Origin of the sequence: Pseudomonas sp. BN515, assembly GCF_029873155.1 — a bacterium.
Taxonomy (GTDB): Bacteria; Pseudomonadota; Gammaproteobacteria; order Pseudomonadales; family Pseudomonadaceae; genus Metapseudomonas.
The window spans coordinates 91,001-111,463 of the sequence record NZ_SSOH01000080.1 but is presented as its reverse complement, the minus strand read 5'-3'; the positions used below and the strand labels follow the sequence as shown (position 1 = coordinate 111,463).

Below are 20,463 nucleotides of genomic sequence, written 5' to 3'. Positions count from 1 at the left end.
CCACTTCGCTCGCGAGAAGGAAACACTATGAAACTGAACGACAAGGTCGCCATCGTCACTGGAGCGGCCTCCGGCCTTGGCCTGGCTACCTGCAATGCACTGGCCGCGGCCGGCGCCAGGGTGGTCGGCTTCGACCTGGATCAGGAGAAGCTCGACGCCGCGCTGGCTGACAGCATTCTCGGCATCGCCGTCGATGTCTCCAGCGAGGTCAGCGTCAAGGCGGCCATCGATGCGGTGGTCGAGCGCTTCGGCGCCATCCATGTCGCGGTGAACTGCGCGGGCATCCTCGGGCCGTGCAAGACGATCTCCAAGGGGCAGCTGTTCCCCAGTGATCTCTGGAATCGCGTACTGGCAGTCAACCTCACCGGCACCTTCAACATCATCCGCCACGCCGCCCTGGCCATGACCGCGAACATTCCCGAAGAAACCGGCGAACGTGGCGTCATCATCAACACCGCCTCCGGCGCCGCGCGGGAAGGGCAGATGGGCCAGGCGGCCTACAGCGCGAGCAAGGCCGGTGTGATCGGCATGACCCTGCCGATTGCCCGTGACCTGGCCGAACACGGTATCCGCGTCGTCAGCCTGGCGCCGGGTCTGTTCGAGTCCGGCATGTCGGCGGGGATGCCGGCGAAGGTGTCCGAAAGCATCGTCAACAGCCTGTTGTTCCCTCGCCGTATGGGGCATCCGGGGGAATTCGCTGCGCTGGTGCAGCACGTGGTGGAAAACCCCTACCTGAACGCGCTGACCCTCGATATCCAGTGTGGGGTGCGTTGATCCTTCGAGCTCGCTCCTGCAAATGTGGCGATGGTGCCGACGGGTTGATCGCAGGGCACAGCACGGCTCTTGTGTAGGAGCGAGCTTGCTCGCGAAAGACCGAGCTCGGGAGGTTCGCGAGCAGAGCTCGCTCCTACAAGTGCGGCGGTGGTGCCGACGGGTTGATCGCTGGGCGCAGCACGGCTTTTGTGTAGGAGCGAGCTTGCTCGCGAATGGTTGGGCTCGGAAGGTTCGCGAGCAGAGCTCGCTCCTACAAGTGCTGGTACCAGGCCACGCCACGCTCATCGTTGCTGACGCTGATTTCATTCCGTATCAGCAGATGGTTGAGGTGGGCGATGGCCTCGCCCGTGGCGAGGGTCAGCTGGGACGGGTCATCGGTCCGCAGTTTCGACGAGAACAGCAGCGGAAAGACGTCCACGGCCCGGCGGGGCTCCTTCAGTCCTTGTCTCAGGCGATCCAGTGCATCGAGCACATCGGCTTCCAGCTGGTTCAGCCGCGCGTGCAGACCATGAAAAGGTTCGTTATGCGAGGGCAGGACCAGCACGTCGTCAGGCACGCGCCGGCGAAGTTTGCCGAGCGAGTGGAGCCAGTCACCCAGCGGGTCGGCATCCGGTTCGGTGAAGTGCACCGAGACATTGGAGGAAATGCGCGGCAGCACCTGGTCGCCGGAGATCAACAGCTTGCGCTGGGCATCGTACAGACAGGCGTGTTCGGGTGAGTGACCTGTTCCCACCACCACTTCCCAGTCGTATTCCCCGATACGGACGAGTTCCCCCTCGCGGATGCGCCGGTAGCTGTCGGGCAGAGGAGAAATCATCCGGCTGAGGTTGCCGAAACGTTGGCGGTAGATGGCCAGTGCCTGATCGTCCCAGCCGGCGCGGTGATAGAAACCGACCGCCTCGTCGGGGGCTGCGCGCCCGCTGTCACCTGCCAGCATCCGGCCTTGCAGGTACTCCAGACGCGTCATCCAGAGGCGGCAGCCGGTCCGCCGGGTCAGCCAGCCGGCCATGCCGATATGGTCGGGATGCAGATGCGTGGCGAACACCCGGGTCAACCGTCCTCCGGCAAGCGGGCCAGCCAATAGCCGCTCCCACAGGGTCACGGTGTCCTCGCTGAACAGGCCGGTATCCACCACCGCATGGCCCTCGTCCTCGGCCAGCAGCCAGACGTTGATGGCGCCAAGGGAGATGGGCAGTGGCAGCTGGGTCCAGAGCACACCAGGCATGACTTCGAGCAAGGCGCCGGGTGCAGGTGTTGCGTCAAGGGGATAGCTGATCGCCGCCCGCGCGTGAGCAACCGGTGCCTGGTCCGTCATTTCGTTCTCCTTTGGCGGTTCGCCCTCGCCGGGACCGGGGAGGGTGGTTCGATGCGCTCATGCTAGCGGAGGGGGGAAGGGGGGGCACCCCCCTTTCAGAAAGGGGGGGGAGGACTCACTGGCGGTGCTGGCACCCTTTGGTCACTCGATCACTGATTGAGCTGTTTCCGGACCTGGCGGCGGTCAACGCGAGGTCCCGGTTCCACCAAGGGGAGGAGACGCCCAGATGAATAACAAGAACAAATCCAATCAGAGTCATCCCGCCAGTTCTCATGCGCTGCGTGCCACGGTGGTCGCCATGTGCGCGATCGCCTGTGGTACCGCCAGCGCTGTCGAGATCGATACCGGCAACGAAGACCTCCAGCTGCGCTGGGACAACACGCTGCGCTACAACCTCGGCATGCGGGTCGAGGGCCAGGACGATGCGATCCTGAAGAACCCCAACAACGATGACGGGGATCGCAACTTCGACAAGCACAGCCTGGTCAACAACCGCGTCGACATACTCAGCGAGTCCGACATCGTCTACAAGGGCAAGTACGGCGCCCGCGTCAGCGCCGCGCTCTGGTACGACGCGGCCTACGCCGGCAGTCTCGACAACGACAATGTGGCGACCTCCAACCACCTGGGCTCCGATGGCCGTCCGGCCCTGGGCCTCAGCCGCTATGCGGACCGTTACTACGAAGGGCCTTCCGGCGAGTGGATGGACGCCTTCGTGTTCGGCGAGTACGACATCGCCGATATGCCGCTGAAGGCGCGCCTGGGCCGCCACACCGTGAACTGGGGCGAATCCCTGCTGGGGGCTGGCGCCATTCATGGCATTTCATATGGCCAGGCACCGCTGGACCAGGGCAAGGCCCTGGCGCTTCCGGGTATCGAGGCCAAGGAGCTGTACCTGCCGCGCAATCAGTTCTCCGCCCAGCTGCAGGTGACCCCCGAGCTGTCCTTCGCGGCGCAGTACTTCTTCGAATGGCGTCCGTCCCGCGTGCCCGAGGGCGGCACCTACCTGGGCTTCGCCGACATCTATCAGCAGGGCGGTGAGTCCTTCATCCTCAGCCCCACCGTGCGCGCGATCCATGGCGACGACATCGAGCCGCGCAACTCCGGCGACTGGGGCGTGATGACCCGCTGGAGCCCGGAATGGCTCGACGGCACCCTGGGCTTCTACGTCCGCAACTTCTCCGACACCCTGCCGCAGACCATCCTGCTGGCCAACGCCCGTCCGCAGTACTTCTTCAACTACGCCGACGACATCGACATGTATGGCATCAGCCTGTCGAAGGAGATCGCCGGGGTCAGCGTCGGGCTGGACGTCAACTACCGCCGCAACATGCCGCTGGTGAGCAGCGCGGCGCGGGTGACTTCGGCGGCCCGTCTGCCTGACGACGGCGACATCCTCGGTGCCCGTGGCGATACCCTGCACGGCGTGCTCAATGCCATCGGTACCGTCAGCCCGACGCCGCTGTTCGACAGCGCCAGCTGGTCCACCGAACTGACCTGGAGCCGCTGGGTGTCGGTCAACTCCGACCCGCTCAACCTGTTCAAGGGCTCGTCGGCCTACAAGGCAGTGCCGAGCAACATCGACGAAGTCTCCCGCGACGCCTATGGCCTGGCCGTCAACTTCACCCCGACCTGGTTCCAGGTGTTCCCCGGTGGCGACCTGTCCATGCCGCTCAGCTACTCGGTGGGGTTGTCGGGCAACTCGGCCGTGGCCTCCGGTGGCAACGAAGATGCCGGCAGCTACGCGGTGGGCCTCGCCCTCGACCTCTACAGCCGCTATCGCTTCGACCTGAAGTACGTCGACTACTTCGGCGACTACTCGACCAACCCGGTCACCGGTGCCGCGCTGACCCCCAGCGGCAGCCAGTCGCTGCTGGAAGACCGTGGCGCGGTGTTCTTCACCTTCAAGACCACCCTCTGAGCGGCGACCGCCGTTCCTGCAAGTCCACGGACGGCCGCCCCGGATATCTCGGGGCGCCGTTCCGCAATTCGCGCTCCGGCGCGACCGATGTGAGGTGACCAAGGTGTTCAGACAGTTCATTCGTCCGCCGCTCGCGATCCTGCTCGCCGTCCTGGCGGGGCAGGCGTTCGCGCAGCAGGCCTTCATCTCGCCGATGGAGACGCCGGCGCTGCACAGCCCGCAAGCCATTCGCGCGCCGCTCAATGCGCTGGAGCGGGCAGGTGATCGCCTGGTCGCGGCAGGCCAGCGCGGGCACATCCTTGTCTCAGTTGACGGCAAGACCTGGGTCCAGGCCGAGGTACCGGTCAGCTCCGACCTCACTGCGCTGGCTTTCCCCAGTGCCGAGCAGGGCTGGGCCGTCGGCCATGAAGGCGTGGTCCTGCACAGCGGCGATGGCGGCAAGACCTGGAGCAAGCAGCTCGATGGCCGGCAGATCGCAGAACTGCTGGTGAAGCACTACGGCAATCCGGTCAATCCGGATGACCCCGAGGCTCAGCGCCTCAAGCAGGACGCCGAGCTCTTCGCCGCCCAGGGCGCCGACAAGCCGCTGCTGGACGTGTGGTTCGCGGATGACCGCAACGGATTCGTCGTGGGCGCGTTCAACCTGATCCTCCGAACCGAGGATGGCGGCAAGACCTGGACGCCCTGGCTGGACCGCGTCGACAACCCTCGGGCCATGCACCTGTACGGCCTGCGCCCCGCTGCTGGCAGCCTGTTCATGGTCGGCGAGCAGGGCCTGGTGTTGAAGCTGGATGCTGCGCGGCAGCGCTTCGTCAGCCTTGAGCTGCCTTACCAGGGCACCCTGTTCGGCGTGCTGGGCGATGACGGCCTGGTGCTGGTCTACGGCCTGCGCGGCAATGCCTATCGCAGCCTCGACGGCGGCGCCAGCTGGAGCCGGGCGGAAACCGGTATCGAGGCCGGAATCACCGGCGGCGTGATCGCCGAGGACGGTTCCGTCGTGCTGGCCAGCCAGACCGGCCAGCTGCTGCGCTCCACCGACCGCGGCGCCACCTTCAGTCTGGTTCCGGTCGATCGCGTGGTTCCCAACTTCGCGATGGCACCCGCTGCCGGCGGGGCGGTCGCCCTGGCCGGACTCGGCGGCGTGCGCATCCAGAACTTCAAGTGACAACAAGAAAGTCGGAGAGCCGAGATGGGCACCCACAACCCCAGCGACAACCTGCTGACCATCCGTGACCTGAAGGAATTCGATCCCAGGTCGGGAAGCCGCCTGGAGCGGTTGATCTTCAACAACCGCCTGCTGGTCATCCTGCTCTGCGCCGTGGTGACCCTGGTACTCGGTTGGGACAGCGCCAAGCTGACCCTCAATGCCGCCTTCGAGAAAACCATCCCGCAGAACCATCCCTACATCCGCAACTTCCTGGATAACCGGGGCGAGCTCAAGGGCCTCGGCAACGCGGTGCGCGTGGTGGTGGAGAACCGCAGCGGCGACATCTTCGACCCGGACTACCTGCAGGCGCTCAAGCGAATTAACGACGAGCTGTTCCTGACTCCCGGAGTCGACCGCGCCAACGTCAAGTCGCTGTGGATGCCGGTGGTGCGCTGGAACGAAGTGACCGAGGAAGGCTTCGCCGGCGGGCCGGTCATGCCCGACAACTACACCAGCTCGGAAAAGAGCATCGGTGAGTTGCGCCAGAACATCGGGCGGGCGCAATTGCTGGGCAACCTGGTGGGAACCGACTTCCGTTCGAGCATGATTTTCCTGCCCCTGCTGGAGAAGGACAGTGACACCGGCAAACCTCTGGACTACTGGGAGCTGTCCAAGCAACTGGAGAACATCCGTGCCCAGTTCTCGGGCCCGCAAGGCAGCGCCGACCTGGATATCCGCATCGTCGGCTTCTCCAAGGTGGTAGGCGACCTGCTCGACGGCCTGCAACAGATGATCGTCTTCTTCGCCGTGGCGGCGGTGATCGCTGCGCTGATCATCTACGCCTGGACCCGCTGCGTGCGAAGCACCCTGCTGGTGTTGACCTGCTCCTGCATCGCCGTGCTCTGGCAACTCGGCCTGATCGCCCGCCTGGGCTATGAGCTGGACCCCTATTCGATCCTGGTGCCGTTCCTGGTCTTCGCCATCGGCGTGTCCCATGGCGCGCAGAAGATGAACGGGATCATGCAGGACGTGGCACGTGGCACCCACAAGCTGGTGGCGGCCCGTTATACCTTCCGCCGACTGTTCCTGGCCGGCCTGACCGCCCTGGTGGCCGACGCGGTGGGTTTCGCCGTGCTCATGCTGATCGACATCCCTGTGATCCAGGACCTGGCGATCACCGCGTCCATCGGCGTGGCCCTGCTGGTGTTCACCAACCTCATCCTGCTGCCGGTGATGCTGTCCTATTCCGGAGTCAGCCGAAGCGCCGCTGAGCGCAGCCTGCGCGCGGAACAGCGAGAGGCCTCCGGCGTCTGGAAGCTGCTGGAGCGCTTCACCCAGCGCCGTTGGGCGGCCGGGCTGTTGCTCGTTTCGGCGGTCATCACGGTTGCCGGTTTCATCGTCAGTACCCACCTGAAGATCGGCGACCTGGATGCCGGCGCCTCCGAGCTGCGCCCCAACTCGCGCTACAACCTCGACAACGCCTACATCAACTCGCGCTACTCGCTGTCGTCGGACCAGTTCGCGGTGATCATCAAGACCGCACCCGAAGGCTGCCTGGAGTACCAGACGCTGATCGAAACCGATCGTCTGGGCTGGACCCTGCAGCAGGTGCCGGGAGTGCAGAGCACCGTGTCGCTAACCGACGCGGTGCGCAAGATCACCGCCGGTTCCTATGAGGGCAACCCCAAGTGGATGTCGATTCCGCCGAATCAGGACGTGCTCAACTACGCCGCCCGCACCGCCAGCACCAGTAACCCGGAGCTGTTCAACACCGAGTGCTCGGTCATGCCGCTGGTGGCCTACCTGACCGACCACAAGGCGGAAACCCTGGACCGTGTGGTGAAAGCCGCCGAAGCCTTCACCACCGCCCACAGCACGCCGGAGCGCCAGTTCCTCCTGGCGGCCGGCAGCGCGGGCATCGAGGCCGCCACCAACATCGTGGTCAAGAAGGCCAATCTGACCATGCTGATCTACGTCTACCTGGCGGTGGTCGTGCTCTGCTTCATCACCTTCCGCAGCTGGCGCGCCGTGGTGGTGGCGGTGGTGCCGCTGGTGATCACCTCGGTGCTCTGCGAAGCCTTGATGGTGGCGCTGGGCATGGGCGTCAAGGTCGCCACCCTGCCGGTGATCGCCCTGGGTGTCGGCATCGGTGTTGACTACGCCCTCTACCTGCTGAGCATCCAGCTGGCCCGGCAGCGCGCCGGCGCGTCCCTGGCCGATGCCTACCGTCATGCCCTGCGCTTCACCGGCAAGGTGGTGGCGCTGGTGGGCGTGACCCTGGCAGCCGGGGTGATCACCTGGGCCTTCTCGCCGATCAAGTTCCAGGCCGACATGGGCATCCTGCTGACCTTCATGTTCCTCTGGAACATGCTCGGCGCCCTGGTCCTGATCCCTGCGCTGTCGCACTTCCTGCTGCGTGACGTCGGCGAATCCGGCAGCCGGATTCCCACGCCCGTGGTCGCCGTCGAACAGCCGGCCCGCACTGAATCCAAGACCCCGGCCGCCCATTGCATGTGAGGCGGCCCGGGCCAACACGTAACCAGACATCCATAAGGACGCACCATGAGCGATACCTCCGCAGTGTTCCTCAGCGAGCAGGAAATCATGATCCGCGACTCGGCGCGCAAGGTCGCAGCCGAAGTCGTGGCCCCCACCGCGGCCGAGCGTGACCGCAGCGGCGCCTGGCCGCGCGGCGAGCTGGAGGCCGTGGCCCAACTGGGCTTCCTCGGCATGCTGATACCCGAGGAGTACGGCGGCGCCGGGGCCACCTTCGTCGAGTACTGCCTGGCCATCGAGGAGTTCGCCGCCGCCGATACCGGCTTCGCCACCCTGATCCACGTGCACAATTCGGTGGGCTTCACCGTGGCGCGCCTGGGCAACGAGGAACAGAAGCGCCAATACCTGCCGGACCTCGCCAGCGGCAAGCGCATCGGCGCCTTCCTGCTCAGCGAGCCTCACGCCGGTTCCGACACCGGGGCCTTCCGTACCCTGGCGCGCCGCGACTGTGACCACTATGTGATCAACGGCAGCAAACAGTTCATCTCCAACGGCAATGAGGCGGGCCTCGGCCTGGTGCTGGCCGTGACCGACAAGGCCGCCGGCAAGAAGGGCAGCAGCCTGCTGATGGTCGATCCGGCGCAAAGTTCGGGCTACGTGGTGGCCCGCGTCGAGCACAAGATGGGCCAGCGCTCGGCACACGTGGCGGCGATCCAGCTGGAGGACTGCCGCGTGCCGGTGGCCAACCTGCTGGGTGCCGAAGGCTCCGGTTACCGCAATGTGATGGGTTCGCTGTCGGAGGGGAGGGTGGCCATCGCCGCGGTGGCCACGGGGACCGCGCGTGCAGCCCTGAATGCCGCTGTGGACTATGCCCGCGAGCGAGAAGCCTATGGCGCGCCGATCATCAACCTGCAGGGCGTGGCCTTCGACCTGGCCGACATGGCCACGCAGGTAGAGGTGGCGGAGCAATTCATGGTGCATGCCGCACGTCTTTGCGAGGCGGGCGTGCCCTGCGCCAAGGAGGCGTCCATGGCCAAGCTGTTCGCCAGCGAAATGGCTGAGAAGGTCTGCTCCGAAGCGCTGCAGATCCATGGCGGCTACGGCTACCTGAACGATTTCCCGGTGGAGCGTTACTGCCGCGACGTCCGCGTCACGCGAATCTACGAGGGAACCAGCCACATCCAGAAGCTGATCATCGCCCGCAGCCTGTGCTGAGGCGCGCCCACTCCAAAGGAGGGGGGGCGCCAGCGTGGGCAGGTCATAACCTGCCCGAGACAATCGACTCGGGTACGCGATATTCGTCCAGGAAAGAACATGAAGATGCAGTTGCCAAGCGATGAGCAGCACCTTGTGGTGGACAGCTTCCGCACCTTCCTCCTTTCCGAGGTGGCGCCAATCGTCCGGGTCTTCCGCGACCGGCCCATTCCCCAGGGAAACCTGCGCGAAATCACTCAGGGCATCGCCGAGTTCGGCCTGCCCGGCGCCAGCCTTGCCAAGGAGTTCGGCGGCATGGGGCTTTCGACAGTGACCGAGGCGATGCTTTTCGAGGAGCTCTGCAGTGTTTCGGTGGAGATCGCCGCGTGCGTGATGGCCAATCTGGCGGTGGTAGCGGCATTGGCCGAGCTGCCAGAGGCCCGGGCGCACCTGCGCGAGCGCTATCTGCCGGATCTGCTGGCGGGACGCAGCTTTGCCGGCTTCTGCATGGGCGAGGTCGATGCGGGCGGCGTAACGGCCAACTGGGACCTGGACAGCTTCGTCATCGAAGGTGAACAGGGCGGGGTATCCAATGGCCACCTGTGCGACTTTCTCATTGCCCCGGTGCGCCTGGCGTCCGGCGCCAGTTGCCACCTGCTGGTGGACCGCTCCGAGCACGGCTATCAAGCGCTAGGCGTCGAACGGTCGGGCGTGGGGCGGGCCTGCGGTGCGCAGGTGGCGTTTGTCGGGGGACGACTGCCGGCAAGCCAACTGTTCTGGGACGAAGATGAAGGATCGGAGGCGCGGGCGAGGCTGCTGGAAAAGGTCCATGCCGGCAGCGGACTGCTGGCGGTGGGGCTGATGCGTGTTGGCCTGGAGGCGTTCATCCTCGCCGCGCAGGAGTCCGCAGGGGGCGACCAGCCGCTCGCTGCGCAACCACTGGTGGCTGCACGTATCGCCGACCTGGCGACAAGGCTGGAGGCTGCCAGGTTGCTGTGCATCCGCGCCTTTTCGATGATCGGCGCGGGCATTCGCTGCCAGATGCAGGCCTCCATGGCGCAATGGTTCGCCACCGAGATGGCGCTGGAAACGTGCCGGACAACGGTGCTGCTGCAGGAGCGGCCGGGGCCGGTGGGTGCGCTGGATGTCGAGCGCCTGCTGCGTGAAGTCATGACCCTGCCGGTTGCCAGTTGCGGCAGCGACTTCCACAAACTGCTCATTGCGCGGGAACTCACCGGCATCAGTGCACTAGCCTGATTGCCACTTTCTGCAATTGAACGAACTCCGTCCGATGCCGGAGCTTTGGTAGAAACCGTGGACCCCGGGTCCACTTCAAGGAACACCTATGCGCCTATCGACCGCTGTCATTGCCACTACCATTTCCCTGCTCGGCGCCCAGTCCTGGGCCGCTGACACCGCGCCGGCCAACCCCGCGAAGGCGGCCAGTGCCGCTACGGCCGCCACGAACCGGGAAGTCCTGACACAACTGCCGTTCGACGACCGCGCTGACTATGACGTGGCCCGACGTGGCCTGGTGGCCCCCTTCGAGGGGCCGATCCTCAATGCCGCTGGAAAACCGGTCTGGAGCATCCAGGCGTATGACTTCCTGAAGCAGAAGGACTCGCCGGACACGGTAAACCCGAGCCTGTGGCGAATGGCCCAGCTCAATACCAACGCCGGCCTGTTCCAGGTCACCGAAGGGCTCTACCAGATCCGCGGCCTGGACCTGGCGAACATGACCATCATCGAAGGCAAGGATGGGCTGGTGGTCATCGACCCGCTGACTGTGACCGAGACGGCCAAGGCCGGCCTGGAACTCTACTACCAGCATCGTCCGCGCAAGCCGGTGGTGGCGGTCATCTATTCCCACAGTCACGTCGACCATTTCGGCGGCGTGCGTGGCGTGGTCGACGAAGCTGACGTCAAGGCCGGCAAGGTCCGCATCTATGCGCCGGAAGGGTTCATGGAACATGCCATCAGCGAGAACGTCCTGGCGGGGACCGCCATGTTCCGTCGCAGCATGTTCCAGAGCGGCAGCCAGGTGGCCAAAGGCGAGCGTGGCCAGGTGGATACCGGGATCGGCAAGGGGGCTCCCGTGGGCGGCACCACCAGCCTGATCGCACCGACCCACCTGATCGTCCAGCCCCTGGAAAGCCACGAGATCGCAGGCGTCCAGGTGGAGTTCCAGCTGACCCCCGGAACCGAAGCACCGGCGGAGATGAACCTTTACCTGCCTCAGATGCACGCCTTGTGCATGGCCGAGAACGCCGTGATGACCATGCACAACGTCCTCACCCCGCGTGGCGCGGAAGTGCGCGACGCCAAGGCCTGGTCGCGGTTCCTCGATGACAGCCTGGTGCGTTATGGCGACAAGGCCGAGACGCTGTTCGCCTCGCACAACTGGCCGACCTGGGGAGGCGAGGGCATCCGTACGCTGCTGGCCGACCAGCGCGATATGTACGCCTTCGTCAACAACCAGACCCTGCACCTGCTCAACCAGGGCCTGACGCCCCTGGAAATCGCCGATGCGGTCAAGAAGCTGCCGGGTGAGCTGGGCCGCAAGTGGTATGCCCGTGGCTACTACGGCACCCTCAGCTTCAACACCCGCGCGGTCTACCAGCGTTATCTCGGCTTCTACGACGGCAACCCGGCCAACCTCGATCCGCTGCCGCCGGTGGAGTCCGGCAAGCACTACGTGGAAGCGATGGGCGGGTCGGACAAGGTCCTCGAGCTGATGCGCGCCGCCATGGAGAAGGGCGAGTACCGCTGGGCCGCTCAACTGGGCAATCACCTGGTCTTCGCCGAACCGGACAACAAAGCGGCCCGCGAGGCCCAGGCCGATGCCCTGGAACAACTGGGTTACCGCAGCGAGTCCGCCATCTGGCGCAACATCTACCTGACCGGCACCCAGGAATTGCGCAAGGGCGCTCCCGAGCCGAGCACGCGAACCGTCGCCGACCTGGTGCGGGCGGCAACCCCGGCCATGTTCATGGATGTGCTGGCGGTGCGGCTGGATTCGGACAAGGCCGTGGGCCATGACATGACCCTCAACTGGAACTTCGACGATGTGAATCAGCACTTTGCACTGACCCTGAGCAATGGCGTGCTGACCTACCGCGAGGACTCGAGCCATGCCAAGCCGGATGCCACAGTGAAGATGAGCAAGGCCGTACTGGATCGCATCAGCCTGCGCCAACTGGACTTCCCCACTGCGCTGAAGCAGGGCGACATCAAGCTCGACGGCGATGCCGCGCGCTTCAAGGAACTGATGGGCATGCTCAGTACCTTCCAGCCGACCTTCAACATCGTCACACCCTGAGTGCCATGACGCGCCGGGTGGAAGAGGGGAGGGCCGACAGGCCCTCCCGCAACAAGGCAATCAGTGAAAATGTCCTGCAGGTGGAGCTGCCGGCCAAGCCGCGCAAGCGACCGAAGCAGGCCCGTTCTGTCGCCCTTGTCGACGCGCTGAAAGTGGCGGGGCGCGACATCCTCGAACGGGAAGGGCGGGAGGCGCTCTCTGTCTACCGGCTTTCCGATTACTCGGGCGTGGCGATCAGTTCCATCTACGAGTACTTCCCCACCATCGAATCGCTGGTCGGCGCCATTTTCGACGACTATCGCGCCAATTCCCGCCGCGAAGTAATCGCCAGCATCCGGGCGCTGCCGCCCTCGGCGACCCTCTACGACGGCATCGAAATGGTCCTGACTTCGGGCCTGTCCGCGCTGCACCGCTGGTTGCAGATCGACTCCGAGCTGAGCGTCAAGACGGCCTTCTACGGGGAGCTTGTCCGCCTGGAGATCGTCAAGCCCGAGCAGTTCTGGATCTCCATGGTCATTCCCGCCCTAGTGGAGCGCTTCTCCGACGAGGTACTGGTACGCGACCGCGAGAAAGCCGGGTTCCTGGCCTACCAGGCAGTGACCGCGCTACCGCGTGCACTGGTGATCGAAAGGCCGGAGTACCTGCTGGGTGCCGATACCGTTCGCATGCTGGCGCGCATGCTGCACGCGCTGCTCACCACCCCGGATGCGGAATGAACCTCGCTACGCGCCCGATGGATTTCAATAAAGCCTTTAAAATCAGTGTGTTGGGGTAGATTTTCCGGCTCCGGAATCCGGAAATGATTTCGCCCTTTCGCCCCCTAAACTGGCCTTGCCATGAAGGCTGTCCTTCCCCGGGCAGCTGGCCTTATGCGCTGCTTGTGAGCGGCGTGCGAATGGTGAGATCCAGGAGCTTCCATACACATGACAAGAACAATCGATGAGAAGGTCGAGCTGCTGCTGACCGACCCCGTGACGCTGGTCGAGCACTCCTTCGAAAAGTGGAATCAACTGCCGCGCCAGGAAATCGATGCCCTGCAGTTGGCCGCCGCCAAGCGCCGATTCGCTGAAATGCGCGATCGGATTCCGGTGCTCAAGAAACTTGCCGATGCCGAGGGCATCGACAAGATCGAGCAGGTCGAGGATCTGGTCCCCCTGCTGTTCGAACACACCGTGTTCAAGTCCTATCCGCCGTCGCTGCTGGAAAAGAACAACTTCGCCGCGATCAACAAGTGGCTATGCAAGCTGGTCACCCCGGAGATCGCCGAAGCCATCCAGAACGTCGACGTCAGTGGATGCCAAGGCCTGGACGAGTGGTTCGAGACCATGGACGAGGCGGTGCCGCAGCTCTGCATCAGCCACACCTCCGGTACCTCCGGCACCTTGTCTTTCCTGCCGCTCAGCAACCGCGAATTCGAGAAGTCCGTGAAGGTGCGCCGGCTGTATGCCTGGCGCATGACCGGCCCGGATACTCCGGTGCCGGACATGCACTCCGTGTATCCGTATTACCGCAAGGGCTACCTCAGCCACATGCGCGGCAACATGGCGATCATGAAGACCGTGCTGCCAAGCCTGGACAACTTCCATCCGGCCTATCCGGCAACCCTTTCCAGTGATGTCCTTCACCTCGGTGCCAAGGTTCGCGCGGCACACGCCAAGGGCACCCTGGACCGCCTGGTCATCAGCCCGGAACTGATGGCCAAGAAGAAGGCCTTCGACCAGCTGCAGGCAGACATGCCCGAGCACCTGGCGGCCTTCTTCGAGGAAATGACCGCCAGCCTCAAAGGCAAGGTCGTCTACATCGGCGGCACCTGGAACCTGCTGCATAACATGGCCAAGGCCGGGCTGGAACGCGGGCTGGAAGGCGTGTTCCATCCGGGTTCCTTTATCGCTACCACAGGTGGCGCCAAGGGTGTGGTTCAGCCGGAAGGCTGGCGCGAGGATGTGCTGCGCTTCACCGGTGCGACGAAGATCTTCGAAACCTATGCCATGTCCGAAACGCCCAGCGGTTCCCACGCGCTCTGCGAGCATGGCAACTACCACTTCTCGCACACCGCGATTCCCTTCGTGCTCGATCCGGAAACCGGCAAGGCGCTGCCCAGGACGGGACGGCAGACCGGCCGGGCAGGGTTCTTCGATCTCGGCGCCGACCTGCGCTGGGGCGGCTTCATCACCGGCGACGAAATCACCGTCGAATGGGACAAACCGTGCGCCTGTGGCCGACCGAGCCGCTATGTGGCGGGGGCGATCCAGCGCTACAGCGACAAGAACGGCGGTGACGACAAGATCACCTGTGCCGCGTCCGAGCAATCCCATCGCGAGGCGATGGATTTCCTGAATACCCTGGAGCTCTGAGTCATGTCCCATCCAATCGCGCCGATGATCATCCGCGGCGAAGTCATCACCGACAACCTGATCGAAGTCGGCGGCCGTGGCGGCGACCTGGCCTTCCTCACCCCGGATGCGCACAAGTACATCGACCGTCTGCCCCTGGGTAACCCGGCGAAACTGGCCGATCTTTACGCGCTGAGCTTCGACGACATCCTCGATTACTGCGTGGCCCTCGGCGAGCGCCTTGAATTCAGCAAGAACCGCTACCTGCAGGAAGCCTGCGAGCTGTCCTTCCTGACCGCACCCACCACCCCGACCATCATCAAGGCCTCCTACATGGGGCTGCAGAACCTGCTGTCGCGCCCGTTCATCACTGAGATGGTGGAAACCACGGTGGGCGTGAAGTACCTGGAAGGCTGGGTTCCGCAGACCCTGCTGGATGGCACCGAGCTGGAAGTCCGCTGCTTCGGCGCGCGCACCCTGCACATCGTCGCCGGCAACGCCGTGGCCCTGTCGCTGTGGACCATCATCCGCAACATGGTCCTGCGCAGCGACGCCATCATCAAGGCGCCGTCCAACGATCCGTTCACCGCACTGGCCATTGCCCGCACCATGGTCGACATGGCACCGGACCACCCGCTGACCAAGCACCTGACGGTGGCCTACTGGAAGGGCGGCGACCAGGAACTGGAGCAGCGCCTGTACCAGCCGCAAAACCTGGAGAAGATCGTCGCCTGGGGCGGTTTCGCTTCGATGAAGCACGTCACCCGCTACATCCAGCCGGGCCTGGAACTGATTTCCCTGGACCCCAAGCGCAGCGCCAGCATCATTGGCGAGGACACCTTCGCCAGCGAAGCCAGCATGCGCGAAGCGGCCGTGCGCCTGGCCTCCGACATCGGTGCCATCAACCAGAAGGGCTGCGTCTGCGCCCGTACCATCTACGTGCAGTCCGGTACCGACGAGGCAGGCCTGGAGCGGCTGAACACCTTCGGCCAGTACGTCTACGAGGCGATGCTGGGGCTGCCCAACACCCTCAGCACCGCGCCCAAGTCCTATGACAAGAACCTCAAGGCCCACGTCGACGCGCTGCGCCTGGATGACGAGTGGTACAGGGTGATCGGCGGTAAGGAAGGCGAGGGCGCCATCATCTGCTCGCAGATTCCCGAGCCGGTGTCCTTCTCCACCCTGCTGGACGACCGCACCGCCAACCTGGTGCCGGTGGACGAACTGAGCGAAATGCTCGATGCGGTGGACGCCTACACCCAGACCGTTGGCATCTATCCCGAGCGCCTCAAGGACGAGCTGAAGGATGTCCTGCCCCTCTATGGCGCTCAGCGCATCGTCTCCCTGGGCTATGCGGCGGCGATGAAATTTGCCGCCCCGCAGGACTCCCTCGAACCGATGCGGCGCATGGGCAAGTGGATCTCGAACCAGATCGCCACCCCGGAAACCAGTCCGGCGCCCTGGCTGCGTCCTTCCATCTGATACCACGCGCCCTGCTTCGGCAGGGCGCTTCTACATGCTTCCCTGATATTCGAGGAGTTACCCATGACGACCTGTCTTGGCTACGGAGCCCTTGAGGCCCATGCGCAACTCAAGCCACTGAGCTTCGAGCGCCGTGCCCTGCGCGACGACGACGTTGCCATCGAGATCGATTACTGCGGCGTCTGCCACTCGGACATGCACTACGTGCACAACGACTGGAACAACACCCGCTTCCCCTGCGTGCCCGGCCACGAGATCGTCGGCCAGGTCACGGCGGTCGGCCCTGCCGTCAGCCACTACAAGGTGGGCGACCGCGTAGCCGTGGGCTGCCTGGTGGACAGCTGCCAGCACTGCGCGGCCTGCGAGGCTCACGAGGAGCCGCACTGCAGCAACGGCATGACCGCCACCTACAACGGCCTGGACCGCATAAGCGGCGCGGTCAACTACGGCGGCTATTCCCAGCACATCGTGGTCCGCGAACAGTTCGTGCTGCGCATGCCCGGCGCGCTGGACCCGCGCTTCGCCGGACCGCTGCTGTGTGCCGGTATCACCGTCTGGACACCGCTGCGCGAGTACGGCGCCGGAGCAGGCACTCGCCTGGCCGTGATCGGCCTGGGCGGGCTGGGTCATATGGCGGTCAAACTGGGCGTCGCGCTGGGCGCCGAGGTCACTGTCATCACCACCTCGCCGGGCAAGGCCGACGATGCCCGCGCGCTGGGAGCGCACCATGTGCTGTTGTCCACCGATGCGCAGGCGATGAAGGAGGCGGCGAGCCGCTTCGACCTCATCCTCGACACCATTCCGCGCAAGCACAACGTCAACCCGTACCTGATGCTGCTCGGCCGCCACGGCACCCTCGTACTGGTGGGCGCGCTGGAACCACTGGAACCGATCCACGGTGCGCTGCTGGCAATCAACAACCGTTCCATCGCCGGCTCCCTGATCGGCGGCCTGGCCCAGACCCAGGAACTGTTGGACTTCTGCGCCGAACACCAGGTGCTGCCGCAGTGCGAGATGATCGACATCCAGGACATCAACACCGCCTTCGAGCGCATGGAACGCAATGATGTGAAGTACCGCTTCGTGATCGACATGGCTTCGTTGAAGGGCGCCTGACGGCTACGGGTGGCAAGGCCCCGACAAGGTTTGTCGGGGCTCTCCGCATGAGGCAGGGCATGTATCCCCACTCCAAAGGGGAGGGGCTATGCGCGCCAGTAAAGGGCATAACCTGCCAGTGATGGATCACGACGGAGAAAAACAACAATGCGTTCATTACGTCTGGCGCTGGCTTGTGGCGCCTTCACTACTTCCTGCCTGATGGCCGCCGTTGCGCCATCGGTTTCCCATGCTGCCAATCCGCAGGTTCCGGCGTTCTCCGACCAGGAGGTGGGCGACGCCTACATCTACCTGCTCGGACGCTTGCTGGTGCTGCGTCAGCAGCAACTGGACTTCCAGCAAGGCATGCGCTGGAACCAGTTGGTACACCGCAAACCGGGCGCGGTGGACTGGCCCAATCCCAACCTGGACGTGGCCTATTCCGAGGCCTGGGTGGCGGTGGATGAGGGCAGTTGCACCCTGGTCAGCGTGCCGAAGATCAGCGATCGCTACTACACCGTGCAATTCCTCAATGGCTGGGGTGAAACCCTGGCCAACATCAATGAGCGAACTTTTGCGCAGCAACCCAGCGGCGACTTCGCCGTCTGCCTGAAGGGCGCGAGCGTCGCGTTGCCGACGGGTGTTCAGCGCGTGGACCTGCCGGTCCGCACCGCACGGGTGCTGTCACGGGTAGAACTTGGCGCTGACCCGCAACAGGCAGAGCGCCTGCAACAGCAGTTCAGCATGCGGCCAATCGGCTCGCCGCAGCTTCCCGAAGTACCCCAGGTCCCACTGTTCACGCCACCGCAGTTGCCCGGCGTCGAGGCGTTTGAAGCTGCCGAGGTGGCGCTGAAGGAACCTGACCTGAATCCCGGCATGGAGGCGCTGCAGGCTCGCGTGCATGCGCTGGCCAAGCTGGCCGGCGATCCGGCGCAACGCACACGTCTTGATGCAGTCATCAGGAAGCAGGCTTTCGCCTCCTTGGCCAAGGCTGCTCCCACCATCGGCCACGGCACTATTCTCAACGGCTGGGTGCGGCCGGCGGTATCGGGCAACTACGGCAGTGACTACCTGACCCGCACCCTGGTGAACCTGGGCGGCATCTGGGCCAACAACCAGCAGGAGGTCAACTACTTCCGTGGGGGCGTGGACAATAACGGCGAAGTCCTCGAGGGCAGCCGCAGCTATTCCCTGACCTTCCCCCGCGAGCAGCTGCCCTCTGGTTTCGCCCGCTACTTCTGGTCGATCACGGCCACCAATGCCAAGACCTTCAAGGTGCTGCCGAACGCCCAGGGGCGCTTCCTGCTCAACAACCAATCGGCCTTGCGCTACAACCAGGATGGCTCGTTGACGCTCTACTTCGGCCCGCAGCTGCCGGCGGGTGCCGCCGAGGCGAACTGGCTGCCGACGCTTGCAGGGCAGAACTTCCGCCTGGTGTTCCGCTACTACGGCGCCAAGGGCGCGGTGGCCGGCGGAGACTACTTCCCGCCGACGCTGGTGAGGCTCTGAGGATCGATCATGAAGACAGTAACCGTGTACGAATTGAAAGTGATTCTGGCCGCCCTCGCCCTGTTCGCGGCCTGCCTGCCGGATGCCCGCAGCGAAGCGCTGCCGGGCGAGCCGGTGCGGGTGACCGTCGATAACTTCATCCGCGCCGAGACGGACCGATATTTCGGTCTCACCGTGGCACGAGGCGGGCTGGGCAAGTTCTCCCACTGGCGCAACCTGATCCCGGTCGATCGTCCCACCGTGATTCGGCCGAACCGCGACACCCTTTACTCCACCGCCGTCTTCGACCTGGACGCGGGCCCTGTCAGCGTCACCATGCCGGATGCCGGCGACCGCTTCATGTCGCTGGCCATGATCGACGAAAACCACCAGATCGTCGGCGTCCACTACGGCGCTGGGCAGTACAGCCTGGACAAGGCGAAGGTGGGCACCCGCTACGTCCTGGTCGGTGTGCGTACGCTGTTCGATCCGACCGATCCGCAGGACCTGAAGAAAGTCGCCGCGTTGCAGGATGCCATCAGTGTGTCGCAACCCAAGGGGCCGGGCCGCTTCGAAGTGCCGAACTGGGACGAAACGAGCCGCGCGCAGATGCGCAAGGCACTGCTTGCACTGGGCACGACCATTCCCGATTCCCATGGGATGTTTGGTGGGCCGAAGGAAGTCGATCCGGTGCGCCACCTGATCGGCAGCGCCATGGCCTGGGGCGGCAATCCGGAGAAGGACGCCTATTACCAGGTGGTGACGCCCGCGCAGAATGACGGCCAGACGAGCTACCAGCTGGAGGTGGACAAGGTTCCGGTGGGGGCCTTCTGGTCCATCAGCGTCTACAACGAGGCCGGGCAATTCCAGAAGAACGAGCTGGAGGCTTACAGCCTGAGCAACCTGACGGCGAAGAAAGGCGAGGGCGGTACCATCTCCGTGCGCTTCGGCGGCTGCACTGCGCAGACGGAGAACTGCCTGCCGATCATGCCCGGCTGGAACTACATGGTGCGTTTCTACCTGCCCGACAAGGCGATCCTGGATGGCAGCTGGAAGTTGCCTGAGGCGCAGCCTGCGTCCTGAAACCCAAGAACGGCGGCCGAATGGCCGCCGTTTTTTTGTCCCGAAGAGGCAGGACTGCGTCCTGCTTGGCGATTGAAATCGCCCCTACAGACTGTGTCCAGACTCAACTCTGGCACGGACAGCTCCCTCTCCCTTTGGGAGAGGGTTGGGGTGAGGGCTGTGTCCGGTTGGCTTGGTGCCCGGACATTTCGCGAATAAATTCGCCCCCACAGGACTGTGCCGGATATGGGCCGGGAGTCACCCCTCTCCACTTCAGGGAGAGGGGCCGGGGGTGAGGGCAGCCATCGGCTGGCACGGTGCCACGCCACTTCGCGAATAAATTCGCTCCCACAAAAGCGAGCAGGACTGCGTCCTGCATGGCGATTGAAATCGCCCCTACAGGACTGTGCCCAGACTGAACGCCGGCACGGACAGCCCCCTCTCCCTCTGGGAGAGGGGTGGGGTGAGGGCTGTGTCAGGCTGGCCCGGTGCCCCGCCATTTCGCGAATAAATTCGCTCCCACAAAAGCGGGCAGGACTGCGTCCTGCATGGCGATTGAAATCGCCCCTACAGGACTGTGCCGAAGGTCAGCCCGAGCGTCACCCCTCTCCACTTCAGGGAGAGGGGTCGGGGGAGAGGGCAGCCATCGGCTGGCACGGTGCCTGGCCATTTCGCGAATAAATTCGCTCCCACAAAAGCGGGCAGGACTGCGTCCTGCATGGCGATTGAAATCGCCCCTACAGGACTGTGCCGGAGATGAATTCGTAGGATGGGTGGAGCGGAGCGATACCCATGCGGACAAGGCTGATGGGTATCGCAAGCTCGCGGAGCGCCGCC

General features: G+C 64.6%; 14 protein-coding genes. 13 read left to right on the top strand and 1 reads right to left on the bottom strand.

The annotated features are described in order from the left end of the window. Nucleotides 1–27: 27 nt before the first annotated feature. Entirely contained in the window at nt 28–774 is a 747-nt protein-coding gene (locus E8E91_RS22480) for an SDR family NAD(P)-dependent oxidoreductase (RefSeq protein WP_280378949.1), read from the top strand. 250 nt (nt 775–1,024) lie between these two features. On the opposite strand, the gene E8E91_RS22475 is transcribed toward E8E91_RS22480, so the two are convergent. Next, nucleotides 1,025–2,089, bottom strand: a complete 1,065-nt coding sequence (locus E8E91_RS22475) for an MBL fold metallo-hydrolase (protein WP_280378947.1) — start codon at nt 2,087–2,089, stop codon at nt 1,025–1,027. A gap of 226 nt (nt 2,090–2,315) precedes the next feature. Between E8E91_RS22475 and E8E91_RS22470 the strand changes: the two genes are divergently transcribed. The 12 genes from E8E91_RS22470 to E8E91_RS22415 all read left to right on the top strand — a co-directional run bounded on the left by E8E91_RS22470 (nt 2,316) and on the right by E8E91_RS22415 (nt 19,647). After that, nucleotides 2,316–4,010 carry a DUF1302 domain-containing protein gene (locus tag E8E91_RS22470; protein WP_280378945.1) on the top strand — a complete coding sequence of 565 codons (1,695 nt, stop codon included), beginning with the start codon at nt 2,316–2,318 and terminating at the stop codon, nt 4,008–4,010. A 103-nt stretch (nt 4,011–4,113) separates the two neighbouring features. Beyond that, nucleotides 4,114–5,175: a YCF48-related protein gene (locus tag E8E91_RS22465; RefSeq protein WP_280378944.1), complete on the top strand. Its 1,062-nt coding sequence runs from the start codon at nt 4,114–4,116 to the stop codon at nt 5,173–5,175. A gap of 24 nt (nt 5,176–5,199) precedes the next feature. Continuing rightward, entirely contained in the window at nt 5,200–7,674 is a 2,475-nt protein-coding gene (locus tag E8E91_RS22460) for an MMPL family transporter (RefSeq protein ID WP_280378942.1), read from the top strand. Between the two features lie 45 nt (nt 7,675–7,719). Continuing rightward, entirely contained in the window at nt 7,720–8,868 is a 1,149-nt protein-coding gene (locus E8E91_RS22455; protein WP_280378940.1) for an acyl-CoA dehydrogenase family protein, read from the top strand. Between the two features lie 99 nt (nt 8,869–8,967). Next, a complete protein-coding gene (locus tag E8E91_RS22450) occupies nt 8,968–10,104 on the top strand; it encodes an acyl-CoA dehydrogenase family protein (protein WP_280378938.1) in 1,137 nt (378 codons plus the stop codon). A gap of 88 nt (nt 10,105–10,192) precedes the next feature. Beyond that, the gene (locus tag E8E91_RS22445) at nt 10,193–12,166 is read left to right on the top strand and encodes an alkyl sulfatase dimerization domain-containing protein (RefSeq protein WP_280378936.1); all 1,974 of its coding nucleotides are present in this window, start codon (nt 10,193–10,195) and stop codon (nt 12,164–12,166) included. Nucleotides 12,167–12,171: 5 nt separating this feature from the next. After that, nucleotides 12,172–12,882 (top strand): TetR/AcrR family transcriptional regulator, encoded by a 711-nt coding sequence (locus E8E91_RS22440; protein ID WP_280378934.1) that lies wholly within the window; start codon nt 12,172–12,174, stop codon nt 12,880–12,882. 207 nt (nt 12,883–13,089) lie between these two features. Continuing rightward, nucleotides 13,090–14,520, top strand: coding sequence for a hypothetical protein (locus E8E91_RS22435; RefSeq protein ID WP_280378932.1), 1,431 nt, complete (start codon nt 13,090–13,092; stop codon nt 14,518–14,520). Between the two features lie 3 nt (nt 14,521–14,523). Beyond that, on the top strand, nt 14,524–15,981 hold the full coding sequence (locus E8E91_RS22430; RefSeq protein ID WP_280378931.1) for an acyl-CoA reductase: 1,458 nt from the start codon (nt 14,524–14,526) through the stop codon (nt 15,979–15,981). A gap of 63 nt (nt 15,982–16,044) precedes the next feature. Continuing rightward, nucleotides 16,045–17,097: an NAD(P)-dependent alcohol dehydrogenase gene (locus E8E91_RS22425; RefSeq protein WP_280378929.1), complete on the top strand. Its 1,053-nt coding sequence runs from the start codon at nt 16,045–16,047 to the stop codon at nt 17,095–17,097. Nucleotides 17,098–17,244: 147 nt separating this feature from the next. Further along, nucleotides 17,245–18,585, top strand: a complete 1,341-nt coding sequence (locus tag E8E91_RS22420; RefSeq protein ID WP_280378927.1) for a DUF1214 domain-containing protein — start codon at nt 17,245–17,247, stop codon at nt 18,583–18,585. Between the two features lie 9 nt (nt 18,586–18,594). After that, on the top strand, nt 18,595–19,647 hold the full coding sequence (locus tag E8E91_RS22415; RefSeq protein ID WP_280378925.1) for a DUF1254 domain-containing protein: 1,053 nt from the start codon (nt 18,595–18,597) through the stop codon (nt 19,645–19,647). Nucleotides 19,648–20,463: the final 816 nt, after the last annotated feature.